General features: G+C 72.8%; 13 protein-coding genes and 3 tRNA genes. 5 read left to right on the plus strand and 11 right to left on the minus strand.

The features are described 5' to 3' along the window. From MRBLML1_RS03520 to MRBLML1_RS03535, 4 genes are all read right to left on the minus strand, one after another. Complete coding sequence (locus tag MRBLML1_RS03520) at positions 1–1662, minus strand: hypothetical protein (RefSeq protein WP_364511458.1); 1662 nt, start codon at positions 1660–1662, stop codon at positions 1–3. Beyond that, positions 1646–3592, minus strand: coding sequence for a cellulose biosynthesis cyclic di-GMP-binding regulatory protein BcsB (locus MRBLML1_RS03525; protein ID WP_364511461.1), 1947 nt, complete (start codon positions 3590–3592; stop codon positions 1646–1648). The genes MRBLML1_RS03520 and MRBLML1_RS03525 overlap by 17 nt, the downstream gene beginning before the upstream one ends. A 111-nt stretch (positions 3593–3703) precedes the next feature. Beyond that, positions 3704–5449: a pilus assembly protein TadG-related protein gene (locus MRBLML1_RS03530; RefSeq protein ID WP_364511464.1), complete on the minus strand. Its 1746-nt coding sequence runs from the start codon at positions 5447–5449 to the stop codon at positions 3704–3706. Between the two features lie 275 nt (positions 5450–5724). Continuing rightward, a tRNA-Arg gene (locus tag MRBLML1_RS03535) sits at positions 5725–5797 on the minus strand. A 100-nt stretch (positions 5798–5897) separates the two neighbouring features. On the opposite strand from MRBLML1_RS03535, the gene MRBLML1_RS03540 reads away from it, so the two are divergent. Next, positions 5898–6899, plus strand: a complete 1002-nt coding sequence (locus MRBLML1_RS03540; RefSeq protein ID WP_364511467.1) for a LuxR family transcriptional regulator — start codon at positions 5898–5900, stop codon at positions 6897–6899. A 57-nt stretch (positions 6900–6956) separates the two neighbouring features. On the opposite strand, the gene MRBLML1_RS03545 is transcribed toward MRBLML1_RS03540, so the two are convergent. The 7 genes from MRBLML1_RS03545 to MRBLML1_RS03575 form a co-directional block, all read right to left on the minus strand. Then, on the minus strand, positions 6957–7094 hold the full coding sequence (locus MRBLML1_RS03545) for a hypothetical protein (protein WP_364511469.1): 138 nt from the start codon (positions 7092–7094) through the stop codon (positions 6957–6959). Positions 7095–7285: 191 nt separating this feature from the next. Then, a tRNA-Ser gene (locus MRBLML1_RS03550) sits at positions 7286–7376 on the minus strand. A gap of 81 nt (positions 7377–7457) precedes the next feature. Continuing rightward, a complete protein-coding gene (locus MRBLML1_RS03555; protein WP_364511472.1) occupies positions 7458–7916 on the minus strand; it encodes a hypothetical protein in 459 nt (152 codons plus the stop codon). Between the two features lie 54 nt (positions 7917–7970). After that, positions 7971–8055, minus strand: a tRNA-Ser gene (locus MRBLML1_RS03560). Positions 8056–8102: 47 nt separating this feature from the next. Then, positions 8103–8336 (minus strand): biotin/lipoyl-binding carrier protein, encoded by a 234-nt coding sequence (locus tag MRBLML1_RS03565; RefSeq protein ID WP_364511475.1) that lies wholly within the window; start codon positions 8334–8336, stop codon positions 8103–8105. A 46-nt stretch (positions 8337–8382) separates the two neighbouring features. Next, positions 8383–9411 carry a hypothetical protein gene (locus MRBLML1_RS03570; protein WP_364511478.1) on the minus strand — a complete coding sequence of 343 codons (1029 nt, stop codon included), beginning with the start codon at positions 9409–9411 and terminating at the stop codon, positions 8383–8385. Between the two features lie 11 nt (positions 9412–9422). Next, positions 9423–10214, minus strand: a complete 792-nt coding sequence (locus MRBLML1_RS03575; protein ID WP_364511481.1) for a carbon-nitrogen hydrolase family protein — start codon at positions 10212–10214, stop codon at positions 9423–9425. 38 nt (positions 10215–10252) lie between these two features. Here MRBLML1_RS03575 and mobA point away from each other — a divergent pair, with 38 nt between their 5' ends. From mobA to MRBLML1_RS03595, 4 genes are read left to right on the plus strand one after another with little or no spacing between them, the layout of a single operon-like run. Continuing rightward, positions 10253–10837 (plus strand): molybdenum cofactor guanylyltransferase, encoded by a 585-nt coding sequence (gene mobA, locus MRBLML1_RS03580; RefSeq protein WP_364511484.1) that lies wholly within the window; start codon positions 10253–10255, stop codon positions 10835–10837. Between the two features lie 41 nt (positions 10838–10878). Further along, positions 10879–11202, plus strand: a complete 324-nt coding sequence (locus tag MRBLML1_RS03585) for a DUF6457 domain-containing protein (protein ID WP_364511487.1) — start codon at positions 10879–10881, stop codon at positions 11200–11202. A 27-nt stretch (positions 11203–11229) separates the two neighbouring features. Continuing rightward, on the plus strand, positions 11230–12207 hold the full coding sequence (locus MRBLML1_RS03590; RefSeq protein ID WP_364511490.1) for an NAD(P)H-quinone oxidoreductase: 978 nt from the start codon (positions 11230–11232) through the stop codon (positions 12205–12207). A 27-nt stretch (positions 12208–12234) separates the two neighbouring features. Next, complete coding sequence (locus MRBLML1_RS03595; RefSeq protein WP_364511493.1) at positions 12235–12825, plus strand: bacterial proteasome activator family protein; 591 nt, start codon at positions 12235–12237, stop codon at positions 12823–12825. Positions 12826–12839 lie beyond the last annotated feature (14 nt).

Below are 12839 nucleotides of genomic sequence, written 5' to 3' on the forward strand. Positions count from 1 at the left end.
TCAGCCTCCGATCCGGCGGTAGACGCCGAGGTCGGCGACGGAGTAGACGAGGTCGTAGTCCGCGAGGAACTGAGGATCCTCGGCCAGCGCCGTGGTGACCAGGTCCAGCGCTGCCTTCGTCGCGTACGTCGTGACCTGGGTCCGGTGCATGACCACCCAGCGCACCCGGCCCTGCGGGTCGTCGAGGGCGTCGTCGAAGGCGTCCCCGGCCGCGCGGTTGTAGACCTCGTCGAAGTCGATCGCGATCACCGGGGCCACCGCGAGCTTGTCGGCGCTCTCGTCGATGAGCAGCCCGCCGCCGTCGTAGTGGTCGTGCAGCCAGTGCGCCATCTTCTTGACGTCGGTGAAGTTGCGCTGGCCGAGCTCACCCTCCTCGATGACGGTCATCCGCCCACCGGGATCGCCGGCCCACCACAGGTTCTGCGCGGCCAACCCGACGGCACAGGCGCCGACGACGAGGACCGCGACGGAACGCCGGACCGAGCGCGACCACCGCGCACCGACCACCTCGTGGGCGAGGTAGGCCACCAGCAGCGCAGCCCACGGCGCGGCCGAGAGCACGTACCGGTTGTTGTAGGCGCCGGACGGCATCGAGACGTCGTTGACCATGATGTGCTGGCCCGTGGTCAGGCTGAACAGCAGGAAGGCGCTGGACGTGCCGGCCAGCCAGATCGTCAGGGATCGGTCGTCGATGCCACGGCGCCACGTCACCAGCGCCAGCCCCGCGCCCGCGAGGACCACCTGCACCAGTCCGATCGACTCGACGATCGCCCAGCCCAGCACCTTGAAGGACAGCCCGAAGTTGCCCTTGGTGGTCAGCTGGCCCTGCTCGACGAAGACCTCGGTGAAGGCCGCGGCGGAGTAGGGGCCGGTGAGGAACTCGACCGGGTTGCCGTACCAGGCGGTGTTGTAGGCCAGCCACCACCCGATGGCGGCTCCCGGGACCGCGGCGAAGGCGGCGGCCAGGGTGATCGCGCGGCGCAGACCGTCGCCGCGGCGCACGACCACGAAGACGACGTACACCGCGCCGGAGACGACGAGCGCCCAGCCCTCGTAGCGGGTCAGCACCGCACACGCGGCCGGGATGCCGGCGAACACCGCGAGCTCCCCACCGCTGAGCCGGCGCGGGCTGAAGGCCCAGCCGGCGAGGCCGGCGATGCAGCTGAGGATGGCGGCGATCAGCACCGGTTCGGTGAGTGCGGTGGTGTAGGCGTAGAGCAGGCTGGGGTTCGCGAGGAGCACGGCGAGACCGACCACGCGGGCCGTCGTGCCGAGCTCGAGGCGGGCCATGATCCGGTAGAGGGCGGCCGCGGAGATGCCCAGGCACAGCGCGCCCAGGATGCAGGCCGCGATGCCCGTGCGGAACAGGAACATGCTCTGCACCATGGGCATCAGCAGCAGGTGCGGGAGCGGCAGCCACACCGTGCCCAGCTGCTGCAGCCCGGGCGTCTGGCCGTCGAGCACGCGTCGCGCGATGGTGAGGTGCGCCATCGCGTCGCCGTAGTCGAGGTTCGTCCCCTGGTGGACCGTGTACGCCGAGGCGAGGGCGCCGACCGCGCAGCCGAGCGCGAACACGCCGAGCGTCCCCGGCACCCTCCGTGGGGAGCGTGCCGGGGCTGTCGAGGCCGCCGTCGACGTGACCGGCTCAGTCGCGGTGGTCACCGTCGGCGTCCGCGTCGGCCGCCTGCTGGGCGTCCACGATCTCGGCGATGTCGCGCTTGCGGCGCCGGGCCACCAGCCACCGGCCCGCGAGCAGGAGCAGCAGCACCGCGACGCCCGCGACGAACCACAGCCCGAAGGAGCGTTCCTCCTCGACCCGCTGCGTCTGCGGCACGACCGCGTTGGAGTCGATCGAGAACGCGTCCTTGCCGGCGGTCTGCACCAGGAGGTCGGCGCTCAAGGAGTCCCAGCCGTCGGTCGCGACGTGCTGGGCCGCGGTGCGCTCCAGGACGTTGCCGGCGTCGCCGGAGGCGGCCCAGGAGCCGAGCACCAGCACGTCGTTGCCGCGGTGGTGCACGGCGACCAGGGCGGCGTAGGGCTTGTCGCTGCCGACCTGGAAGGTCGCCTCGGCGTAGTCGAGCAGTCGCATGCCCGACAGGCGCAGGGGTGCGGCGAGCTTCGTGGAGTCCTCCTCGCCGGCCCCGACGAGCAGGCCGGACGCCTTGCCGTCGAGCAGGCGCCCGGGCTCCACGAGGCTGACGGCGAGCGGGCGGGCGGCCTGGCGCTGCAGCGCCGCCACCAGGTACGACGCGTCGACCGCCGCCGCGACCCGGTCCGTCGCCCGGTCCGAGATCGCGACGGACAGCTCGCCACCGAGCGCCTGCGGGTACACCGCGAACCCGGTCGTCGTCGCCCCGCTCCGGTCGGCGTGCACCGTGGAGCGGCTCGTGTCGAGGTGGACCTCCATCGGCAGCTGCCGGTCCGTCGCCGTGCACCGCTCACGCGGCGGCAGTGCGCTGAGCACCACGACCAGGCCGTTGTCACCACGGACGTCCTCGGCCGGCACCTCGATCTCGCGGTCCAGCGCAGGGTCGTCGTCGAGCTGCGTGGAGTCGACCAGCTTGTCGTTGACGTAGACGTCGAGCTGGGCACGGGCGCCCTCCGGCACGGCCGTGTGCGTGCCCACGAGCGAGATCGTGAGCGCACCGACGGGCCCGCCGAAGGCGTCCTGGCGGATGCCGACGTACTGCTCCACCCGGCCGTAGCCGGCGAGCACCGCTCGCCGGGTGCCCAGGTCGTCGAGCGACAGCTCGTCCACGACCGGCGTCCTCGCCCGCTCCGCGGTCAGGCCCTCGGTGGTCGTGTCGCCCGCGATCGGCAGCGCAGGATCGCCCAGGGCACGGGCAGCCGCCAGCAGCTCCCCGTCGCCGCCGGCGAGCACCAGTGTCGGCACGGTGGCCCCGGCGTCGAGCTTCGTCGTCGCCGGGCCGGTGCCGGCCTCGATCCGGACCACCCGGTGGCCGGCGCGCGCCCTGCCCGGCGCGGAGGCCGCGTCCGACGGGGTCGCGAGCCGGACCACGGTGTCGGAGGGGTACCGGCTGCTGATCGCGGCCACCGCCGCGAGGCCCGCGGCGATCTCCGCGTCGCCGGCGTCGTCGGGCACGAGGACGTCCACCTGCCCGGCGTACGACGAGAAGAAGTCGGCCAGCGACGTCGGCGCCTGCTCGGTGCCCTCGTAGTCCAGCCTCACCTGGTCGAGGGTCGCGGCCACGTCGTCCACCTGCAGGCACACGTTGCCCGCACCCCGGCCCGTCTGGTCGATGCGCACCTGGACGGACAGCTCGTCGCCGGAGACGTCGGCGGCGGTCACCGGGATCGTGACGCGCGCGTCAGGACGGGCCGGCACCCGCAGGGCCAGCCGTCCGCCGACCACGAAGGCCACGGTCGCGTCGAGGTCGGTGTCGACGCGCAGCCGCCCGGTCACCCGGGTCGGCGAGACCCCCGGGGGCACCGGGACGGTCACGGTGGTGGCCGCACCGCTCGTCGCCGTGCCCGACCCGGGGACGGTGATCGTCTCGGCGTGAGCGGGGTGGACGGCAAGAGGCCCGATCGAGAGGAAGCAGATCAGTGCGGTGGCGGCGGGTCGCGTCAACCGTGGGAACAAGGTGGGGGCCTCCGGGCGGCGTCTTGACAGTCTGTCGGCAGGCTATCGGCTGCCGGTGGGCGAAACCGAGGTGATCCGTGAAGAGTGGTCCCGTGCGCGTCATCCCCGCAGCCTGGGTGAGCCGCAGTCCATCGGCGGCTGGGCGTTGAGGCTGACGTCGGAACCACCGAGCTTGACGCCCGTCAGCGAGAGCAGGGGCAGGAAGACCTTGTTGGTGAGGCTGTTGGCATCGGTCCGGTCGAACGCGACGGCGACGACCCGGTCGACCACCGCCTGGGCGATCCTCAGCCGGTCAGCGGTCGAGACGAGCAGGCCGACGTCCGCACCGGCGTACAACCCGAGCAACGGCAGGCTCACGGTCGGGGAGATCCTCACCGACACACCGGCCTTCAGGGTCGCGGTGGCGGTCAACCCCCCGGCCTGGGTGGGGTAGGGCGTGTCGTAGGCCTTCGGTGGGACGTCGATCGAGAACGGCACGGTCCCGGTCGCGCCGAGGGCGACCTGGATGGAGGAGGCGTTCGCGTTGCCGACCACGATCGCCACCGAGACGTTGGTCCCGAGCAGCTTGATCGTGGAGGTGAAGGAAGCCTCCGAGAACTGGACGTCGGTGAGCGTGAGGTTCGCGAGCCGATTGGCGACCGTGAGGTCGATGCCCGAGGACGCCCCGCACCGTACGCCGGTCATCGTGGTCTCGGTCGCGGCGACCGACAGCGAGAACGGCATCGTGCTCCACATCGGCGCCGACAACGTGGCCGGCGCCAGGGTGAGACCCGGGATGACGTCGAGGGTCGTGGTCACGGTCACCGGGTTCAGCGTTCCCTGACCGGTGACGTTCAGCTGCTCGGTCTGGGCAGCCGAGCCGGTGGTGAACCGTGAGCCGGGGCGCCCGCAGTAGAGGTGCGGCCCCTGGATGGCCTTGACCTTGACCCCGAGGTAGCCCAGGCGCCCGAGCACGTTGTTGAGGTAGAGGTCGACGCCGTTGGTGCCGTTGACGACGTACAACGACCCCAGGACGAGGTCGAGGACGTTGGCCCGCAGCGCCGCGAGCGATCCGGAGCCGCTGTCGATCCCGAGGAGCTGGCCGACGTTGATCGAGCGTCCGGCATTGGCCGAGGAGGCCATCACACCGAGCATCTGCACCGCCGCCGCGTTGCCCGGCCCGATCGCGGCCTTCACTGCGTTGTAGAAACGGCCCAACGACACGGTGGCCGCTGCCAGGTCCTTGACCGACGCCAGGCCCAGGGAGGTCGCCACCGGCCCCAGCTCGGCCGAGGCCGAGGCCAGGCCCTGGTAGCCGATGGCCTGCCCGACGGCGTAGCCGTTGGAGAAGGCGCCGGTCTGCTCGGCCAGCTTGTCCAGCAGCGGGTCGAGCAGGGCCGAGCTGCCCGAGCTCACCGCCGCGGCGTACGAGCCGACGGTGTAGCAGGCCGAGCGCACGGCATTGGCGACCGCGCTCCGTGTCGCCGTGCCGGAGTCGGCGCCCGTCACGCCGGCGAAGGCGAAGGGGACATCGGTGCTCGCCACCACCCGCACGGCGGTCGGCACACCGCTCTGGACCCGGGCGAAACCGCCGGTCAGCGTGACGTCACCGACCTCGACCCGGAGCCGGACGTCGCCGGTGCCCAGGACGTCCTTGTTGCGGCGACGGCTGCGCAGGGCCGCCGCATCGAGGGCGGGCGTGACCTCGGCGACGGTACGTCCGTCGAGCTCACGGGACAGGTCGAGCGCCACGACGTCGGCCACGGCCTGCAGGTCGGCACGGGCGACGCGCTGCATCCCGACGTCGACGACGAGGGCGGCGGCGAACATGAGGATGCCCGTCACCACGGCCATGAAGAGGGTCACCGACCCCCGCTGGTCGGGCTGCCGCTGGCCAGAGGGTCGCGAGGCTGGGCGCCGTCCCGACGCTGGTCGCCTCATGCGGCTCTCCGATCCCTCTCGGGGACCGTTCGGCAGCTGGTCGGCGGAGCAAAGGCTCCGCGGGCAGGTCGGGACGAAGTCCCGGCGGTTCGAAGCCATGTCCCACCGGACCGGCGGGGTCGAGCCGAAGAAGGCCCACCTCCGCGGGGGAAGTGGGCCTCTGGACCTGCTGGCACAGGTCAGGTGGTGTATCCGATCTGCGCGCCTGTAGGGATTCGAACCCCAAACCTTCTGATCCGTAGTCAGATGCTCTATCCGTTGAGCTACAGGCGCTCGTCGCTCGCGGCGACCGGTCGAGAATAGCCGAGCCGGGTGCCGGATGCCGAATCAGCGCGATCCGTGGGTGTGGGCCGCGGTGTGGAAACATTGCTCCATGACCGGATATCGCCCCGAGGACAGGGAGCTCTTCGAGCGCGAGGCGACCGGCCTGTACGAGCAGCTGCTCACCGAGGGCGGGGTCCCCGTGGAGGACCCGCGGATCGCCGAGGGAGCGCCTCTCCGGCGGGCCTTCGACCTGTTGGTGGAGCTCGGCCTGCTCCAGCTCGACGACGCCCGTACGACGTGGCGACCGCTCGAGCCGAGCAACGCCCAGTCCCGCGTGGTGACCCCGCTGGGCACCGAGGGCGCGCGGCTGATCGAGGAGTCGGCGCGCTGGGCGAGCGCGTTCGCGGGGCTCAACCAGAGCTGGCGGCGCTCCCCCGCCGCCGCCGAGTCCGGGCTCTTCCTCTACCTGCACGGCGACGCGATCAGCCCCTTCCTGACGACCTTGATCAACGAGGCCCAGGAGGAGATGCTCACCGCGCAGCCCCAGGCCAACCGCAACGCCAAGGCGCTCAGCGAGGCCGCCGTGCGAGACATCGCCTTCATCAAGCGCGGCCTGTCGATGCGCACGCTCTACCAGCACAGCGCCCGCCGTCACCCGGCCACCCACCGCTACGTCGCCGAGGTCACCAAGCACGGTGCCGAGGTGCGCACGCTGGACGAGTTCTTCAACCGGATGATCGTCGTCGACCGGCAGGTCGCGCTGATCCCCGCGGCCGACAACCAGGCGACGGCGGTCGTGGTCCGGGAGCCGGCGATCGTGGCCTACCTCGTCGACATCTTCGAGCGCGCGTTCGCCCGCGCCCGGCCGTTCTCGACCAGCGAGTCACGGGTGATGAAGGAGATCGCCTCGGAGCAGCGCTCGATGACGATCCGGATGCTCATCGAGGGGCACCCCGACGCGGGCAGCGCCAAGCGGCTCGGCGTCAGTCCGCGGACGTACGCCGGCTACGTGGCCGACCTCAAGGAGGAGTACAACGCGGAGACGCGTTTCCAGCTCGGCTACACGATGGGTCAGCTGGGCATCGCCGGGCAGGACGACGACGAGGCGTGAGGCCCCGTCCGGCCACGGGGGCCGGCGGGGTCAGCCGGAGAGGTCAGCCGGTGCGGTTCAGCGCGTGACGTGCGGGACGACGACGCGGGTCGGCCAGGAGCTGTCGGCGTCGGCCGCCGAGGGCAAGGACACGACGCCGAACGTCGCGATCAGTGCGACGGTCCCGAAAGCGAGCCGGCGTGCAACCTTCTTCATTGCTCTGTCTCCTGTCCGCCGGATCACGGCGCGATCTGGATAACAACCCTCTGACACCTCAGGGTGAACTATCGGGGGCCGGAGGGCAAGGAGCGGGCCCGAGTTATCAGAACCGGTACGTCGGACCGTCGTACCCGCCCGGGCGACGAGCGAGACCCCCGGGACTCGTCCCGGGGGTCTCGTGCTGTCGGCGGAGGCGGAGGGATTTGAACCCTCGATGGGGTTGTAGCCCCAAACCCGCTTAGCAGGCGGGCGCCATAGACCAGACTAGGCGACGCCTCCTCCGCTCACCGGGCCGCGAGGCACCAGCCAGCGGAGCAAGGTTACAAGGACCCGCGTGCGGCACCCAATCGGGTGGCCCGCTCAGCGCGCGGCGCGCTTGAGGTGGTCGCGCACGTCGCGCGCGAAGTCGTCCTTGTCGGCGGCGACGAGCTGCACCGGGATCGTCGTGGAGCGCCCGTCGCGCAGCCGCAGCACGAGGCACTCGACGTCGCGCGGGGACGCGGCGACGGCGTCCTCGACCTCGCTCCACCGCGCCTCGGTGACACCGGCGACCCGGATCATCCGCACGGCGTAGCCCGCCTCGGTCAGCCGGACCACCACCAGCCGGCTGCGCAGCCACCAGGCCACCCCGATCAGGCCGAGCACGCCGAGGGCGAGCACGACGACGAGCAGGTCGGCGTTCAGGTCGAGCGCGACGGCGGCGACGGTGACGGCGAGCAGGACGAGCGCGAGCAGCACGAGGTAGGCGCCGACGAGGCGTGCCATCACGGGGGGCGCCAGCCGGTAGTCGGTCACCGACGGGGCGTACGGGCTGCTCATGGGCCCATTGTCCTGGAGCCGCACGGGTGCGCCCAAGTCGCCGCGGACCCAACGCAGAGGGGGCGGGATTCGAACCCGCGGTAGGTCTCCCTACGACCGCTTTCAAGGCGGTTCCGATCGGCCACTCCGGCACCCCTCCTCGCCGCGACGCCAGGCGCGCGGCCAGCCCGAGTCTAGGGGCGAGGCTCAGCCGAGGGTGATCTGCACCAGCACGTCGCCCTCCTGGACGACGTCGCCGGCCTCGACCTTGACGGCGCTGACCACGCCGCCGGTCTCGGCGATGACCGGGATCTCCATCTTCATCGACTCCAGGAGCACGACGGTGTCACCGGCCGCGATGGTGGCGCCCTCGGCGACCTCCACCCGGAGCACGTTGGCGACCATCTCCGCAACCAGCTCTGCTGTCGTCACCCGGGCCATGGGGTCGACGCTAGGCGTTACCGGGCAGTAGTCGAAACGACGGACGTCACAGCAGCGGGGCGAACCGCCCCGGCTCCGGACGTACGGCGGCCGCCTGCTCCGCCACGCGGCTGCGCCGCCCGCGGTTGCCGGTCAGCATCAGGTCCAGCCGGATCAGCAGCCCGCCGAGCAGCAGGCCCACCACGAGGCCGTAGACCACCGACAGGGTGGCCTCGGTGACCGAGACCGCGGGGTTGGCGAGCGCGGTCGCGGTGGAGGAGGTGGCGGCCACGCCGAAGGCGCACACCCACCAGCCCTGCCGGCGCCGGGCCCGCATGTGCACGCCGTAGACGAGCGCGGGGACGCCGAGCACGGTCTCGACCGGGCGCGGGAAGGCGCCCAGGGTGTCGCGGCTCCAGCGCACCCATGACAGCAGCTCGTCGACCAGGCCGGTGGAGCCGTAGCGGCGCAGCGCCTCGGCGTAGAGCAGGGTCGCCATCAGCACCACCCCGCCGACCGCGACCACGGCCAGTCCGCGGCGGCCCAGGCCGTGCAGGCCGGCCCCGAGACGGTAGACGAGGACGAGGGCGCCGAGGAGCGCGAGCCCGAGCCCGACGTACTCGAAGCGCTCCTTCTGGATGGCCGGCTCGAAGCCCACCGTCGCCAGGGCGCCGACGCCCGCGCAGACGAGGGCGACCGCACACTCCCGCGCGGCGGCGAGGAAGCCGCTCGCAGGCACGGTGATCATCACGCCGAGCACGGCCGCCAGCGCGGACGTGCTCACCGCGGCGCCGGTGAGCAGCACGTCCTGGTCGCTGAGGACGGCGACCAGCCCGCAGAGCAGCGCCAGCGCGCCGAAGACGAGGGGACGGCCGCCGGTGCGGGCCGCCAGCAGCGAGGTGTACGTCGTCGCGACCACCAGCGACCCGGTGACACCGAGCCAGTCGGGACCGACCGGGACCATGGCCGCGACCAGCGCGGCGGTCCCCAGGGCGACCAGCACGGCACACGCGATGCCCGGCACCCGCGAGCCGCCGAGCCTGCTGATCCGCTGCTCGAGCGAGGCTCGGGAGGGGGCGGTGGCGGCGCGGGACACGGGGAGGCAGCCTACAGACGGCGGTTGCGGAGTGACGGATTGACCCGACGGGCCTCGTCGAGCACGGAGCGGTCGGCCGTGGCGCGGATCACCTCCGGGGCGTCCGGCTCACCGGGACCGGCCTCGGCGAGCAGGTCCCCGAACGGGTCGACGACCAGCGAGTGCCCGCTGTAGCGGGGCGCCGGCTGGGCGGCCGCGGCGACGTAGACGGTGTTCTCGATGGCCCGCGCCCTCAGCAGGGTGCGCCAGTGCTCGACCTTGCGCTGCCCGGCGACCCACGCCGCCGGCAGCACCAGCAGCTCCGCCCCGCGGTCGACGAGGGCCCGGGCGAGCTCGGGGAAGCGCAGGTCGTAGCAGGTCATCAGACCGACCCGCCAGCCCGCGACCTCCACCAGGGTCGGCTCGGTCGGGCCCGCGGTGAGCCGGTCGGACTCACGGTGGCCGAAGGAGTCGTAGAGGTGCACCTTCCGGTACGACGCCTCCGCGCCCCCGCGCACGACGAGCGTGTTGTAGGGCCGCTCCGGCTCGGGGCCCTGCTCGAACATGCCGGCCACCAGCGTCGTACCGACCCCGGTCGCGGCAGCCAGCGCGGCCGTCGCGAACGGCCCGTCGAGCGGCTCGGCGTACCCGCTGACGTCCGAGCCGGCCTCGCCGAAGTCGCGGGCGAAGGCCTCGGGGAAGACGAGCAGGTCGGTGTCGGGGCCGTGCTCCGCCGTGAGGTCGGTGAGCGCGGCGCGGTTGGCCGCCGGGTCGAGGCCCGAGGCGGCCTGCACCAGCGCGATCCGGAGGGATTCTGCGGTCACGCTGCCAGCCTAGGCCGGGAGTTGGGAGACTGGTCGGCGTGATCGAGCTGGGACTGTCCGGATTCGCCGCCGTGATCCTCGCCGGCGGCCAGGCCTCGCGCCTGGGCGGCGCCGACAAGGCGAGCATCGAGCTCGGCGGCCGCTCGCTGCTGGAACGGACCCTGGACGCGGTCGTCGACGCCGGCGAGGTGGTCGTGGTGGGCCACCAGGTGCCGACCGAGCGGCCGGTGACCTTCGTCCTGGAGGACCCGCGGCACGGCGGTCCCGCGGCGGGCCTGCTCACCGGCCGCGACTCGCTGCTGCGGCGGTTCCCCACGATCGCGGTGCTCGCCGTCGACATGCCGCACCTGACCTCCTCCACCCTCCGGCGGCTGCACGAGGCGGCGGTCGGGCATGAAGGGGCGGTGCTGACCCGGGAGGGCCGGCGGCAGCTGGCGTTCGTGGTGGAGACGGCCCGCCTCGACGCCGTACGACCGGACCGGGAGGCGCAGCACGGGCTGGCGATCCGGGCGCTGCTGGAGCAGCTGGACCTGGTCGACGTGGCGTCCGTGGGGCCCGAGGCGCGCGACATCGACACCTGGAGCGACCTGCGCGACCTGGCCTCGGAGGCCGAAGGCCGCTGAGGGCCTTGTCAGGGCCGGTCCGAGTGGATCACCCTGGGGAGGTGAACCTCCACGACTGGATCGACGAGTTGTGTGATGTCCTCGACATCGAGGCCGAGGCCGACGAGGGCCTGCTGGTGGACCTCGCCGGGATCACCCACGACAACGTCCACCCCGCTGCCGGACCCGTGACCGCCTTCCTGCTGGGCTACGCCGCAGCGGAGCAGGGTGCCGACCCCGAGGCGGTGGAGAGGCTCGCCGCGAAGGCGCAGGGGCTCGCCGAGTCGTGGGACCGGCCGGCCGGCGCGCCCACCGCGGAGGACGACGACGTCGAGTTCGAGGAGCTCGCGGACGGCGACTACGAGGACGCCGACTCGCTGGTCTGACTCGTCCGGCCCCGGCAGACTGGCGGCATGCGTGCTGTCACCCAGACCAGCCCCGGAGGGCCCGAGACCCTCGTCGTCACCGAGCTGCCGGACCTCCGGCCCGGCGCCGGGGAGGTGCTCGTCCAGGTCGCGGCCACCGCGGTCAACCGGGCCGACCTGCTGCAGCGGCAAGGGTTCTACCCGCCGCCGCCCGGCGCCTCCGAGGTGATCGGGCTGGAGTGCAGCGGCACGATCGCCGCCGTCGGCGAGGGCGTGACCGGATGGGCCGAGGGTGACCGGGTGTGTGCCCTGCTCGCCGGAGGCGGGTACGCCGAGCAGGTCGTCGTCCCCGCCGGCCAGGTGATGCCCGTGCCCGACGGCGTCGACCTGGTGACCGCCGCGGCGCTGCCGGAGGTCGCGTGCACGGTGTGGTCGAACGTCTTCATGGTCGCCGGGCTGCGACCCGAGGAGGCCTTCTTGGTGCACGGGGGCGCGGGCGGCATCGGCACCTTCGCCATCCAGCTCGCCGCGGCGTCCGGGGCGCGGGTGTTCGCGACCGCCGGCAGCGTCGACAAGCTGGAGCGCTGCCGCGAGCTCGGCGCGGAGCGGGCGATCAGCTATCGCGACGAGGACTTCGTCGAGGTGCTGCGCGAGGCGACCGACGGGCGCGGCGCGGACGTCGTGCTCGACAACATGGGCGCGAAGTACCTCGGCCGCAACGTCGAGGTGCTCGCCGACGAGGGACGGCTGGTCATCATCGGCATGCAGGGCGGCTCGAAGGGCGAGCTGGACATCGGCCGGCTGCTCTCCAAGCGCGGCGCCGTGATCGCCACCGCGCTGCGCTCCCGGCCGCTCGACGGCAAGGCGCGCATCTGCGCCTCGGTGGTCGAGCACGTGTGGCCGCTGGTGGCCGACGGCTCGGTGACCCCGGTCGTGTCCGCCGTGCTGCCGCTGGCGGAGGCGGGCGACGCCCACCGCCTGATCGAGTCCGGCGACAACGTCGGCAAGGTGCTGCTCACCCCCTGACTTCGGCACGGGTCTAGGTTGGACGCCATGAGCGAGAACGCCGAGGAGCAGATCGTCGTCGTGGGCCCGGACGGGCAGCCGATCGGCACCGTCCCCGCCTCTGCCGTCCAGCAGGGCGCGGCGGCCGAGGACGGCGACGACGACGGCGAGCGGGCGCTCACCGACCTGGTCGAGCAGCCGGCGAAGGTGATGCGGATCGGCAGCATGATCCGCCAGCTCCTCGAGGAGGTGAAGGCCGCGCCGCTCGACGAGGCCAGCCGCAACCGCCTCGCCGCGATCCACCGATCCTCCATCGCCGAGCTCGAGCAGGGCCTCGCCCCCGAGCTCGTCGAGGAGCTGGAGCGGCTCTCGCTGCCGTTCTCGGAGGAGGCGACCCCCTCGGAGTCGGAGCTGCGGATCGCCCAGGCCCAGCTGGTCGGCTGGCTGGAGGGCCTGTTCCACGGCATCCAGACGGCGATCTATGCCCAGCAGATGGCCGCGCGGGCGCAGTTCGAGCAGATCCGGCGGGCGCTGCCGCAGGGCATGCCGATGGGCGCTCCCGGGGTGCCGGGACAGCCGCAGCCCGGCGGGCCGGTCGAGCAGCCGGAGGAGCCCCGCTCCGGCGGGATGTACCTCTAGAACTGGCCGAGCGT

Origin of the sequence: Nocardioides sp. LML1-1-1.1, assembly GCF_040676175.1 — a bacterium.
Lineage (GTDB): Bacteria > Actinomycetota > Actinomycetes > Propionibacteriales > Nocardioidaceae > Nocardioides.

Coding starts and splice junctions, on each gene's coding strand:
- MRBLML1_RS03540 (WP_364511467.1), top strand. CDS start 5,898: ATGACCGGATATCGCCCCGAGGACAGGGAGCTCTTCGAGCGCGAGGCG.
- MRBLML1_RS03545 (WP_364511469.1), bottom strand. CDS start 7,094: ATGAAGAAGGTTGCACGCCGGCTCGCTTTCGGGACCGTCGCACTGATC.
- MRBLML1_RS03555 (WP_364511472.1), bottom strand. CDS start 7,916: ATGAGCAGCCCGTACGCCCCGTCGGTGACCGACTACCGGCTGGCGCCC.
- MRBLML1_RS03565 (WP_364511475.1), bottom strand. CDS start 8,336: ATGGCCCGGGTGACGACAGCAGAGCTGGTTGCGGAGATGGTCGCCAAC.
- MRBLML1_RS03590 (WP_364511490.1), top strand. CDS start 11,230: ATGCGTGCTGTCACCCAGACCAGCCCCGGAGGGCCCGAGACCCTCGTC.
- MRBLML1_RS03595 (WP_364511493.1), top strand. CDS start 12,235: ATGAGCGAGAACGCCGAGGAGCAGATCGTCGTCGTGGGCCCGGACGGG.